The organism is Mesorhizobium sp. M1A.F.Ca.IN.020.06.1.1, assembly GCF_004023265.1.
GTDB lineage: Bacteria > Pseudomonadota > Alphaproteobacteria > Rhizobiales > Rhizobiaceae > Mesorhizobium.
On record NZ_RZSR01001639.1, the window covers coordinates 1 to 642 of the forward strand.

Annotated in this window: 1 protein-coding gene; it reads left to right on the forward strand. The window is 53.3% G+C overall.

The features are described 5' to 3' along the window. Positions 1 to 469 (forward strand): UTRA domain-containing protein (locus EOA60_RS36070; protein WP_128312781.1); only part of this gene is annotated, 469 nt, incomplete at its 5' end. Between the last annotated feature and the right edge of the window lie 173 nt (positions 470 to 642).

The window sequence follows — 642 nt, forward strand, 5'->3', positions numbered from 1 at the left end:
GCGCAAGCTTGATGTTGCGATGCGATCCGTTGAAGGTATGACGATCCAGCTGATCTCCGTCACACGGGACAAAATATCTGATCCAACGATGCTCACCTTCGGCCCACCCAAGGGGGCGATGCTTTGTGTACGGAAGGTTATTTTTGCTGACGGCGCCCCGTTAATGTACGACGCCACCTATCTCTCCTCGGATGTAGAGGATGAGATAGTTGATGAGTTTGGCGAGCAGTTCGTCACCAATGCGCTAAAGCACCACGGCATTTCTGTTGTGAATACCGATTTGATCATAGACGCCGCGCCCGCCGTGGGAGCGGTTGAAGAAGTGTTTGGAATTCCGACAGGTTATCCGATGCTCCGCCGTTTCTACAAATTCACCACAACTGACTCAATGGTAACCATCTTTGGAGTTGTTCAAGCCCCGTTTGACCGACTCGCTTGTACTCTGAGTATCCCCACCAGCCGGAAGTAAGGAAAACCGGGGGATGGAGACTGGTTCCCCCACGTTGCATCTACCCACCCTTTCTAACCGCAGACTGCGGCGGTACCGAAACCCCAGTCGCATGTTCCGAACGCCCCACTAAAGGCGGGCGTGGGGGTTTCACCTAAGAAGGATTTGACAACGCAAGATGCGCAATAACAGAG